Raw genomic sequence first — 207 nt, 5'->3', positions numbered from 1 at the left:
CACCCGTGACCGGATCAACAACCACCGTCGCACCCGCAATCGGGTTGCCATCAGCATCATTGACCGTGCCCGTCGTGGTATCCGTCGGGTTGGTGATCGTGTCATCCAGAACCTGGCCGGAGCCATCGTTCGGAGCCTGATCAACCACCGTGCCCGGAACAATGACCGGAGCATCCGGCGCCGGAGTCGTATCCACAATCTCCACCG

Annotated in this window: 1 protein-coding gene; it reads right to left on the bottom strand. The window is 61.8% G+C overall.

Features of this window, described 5'->3' with window-relative positions:
* Positions 1 to 207: hypothetical protein (locus ACFPUZ_RS08415; protein WP_377001479.1), on the bottom strand; the 207-nt coding region annotated here is incomplete at both ends.

This window comes from Corynebacterium nasicanis (genome assembly GCF_042658165.1).
Lineage (GTDB): Bacteria > Actinomycetota > Actinomycetes > Mycobacteriales > Mycobacteriaceae > Corynebacterium > Corynebacterium nasicanis.
Note: the sequence above shows the minus strand (reverse complement) of the source record. Positions and strands in the feature narration are given on the sequence as shown.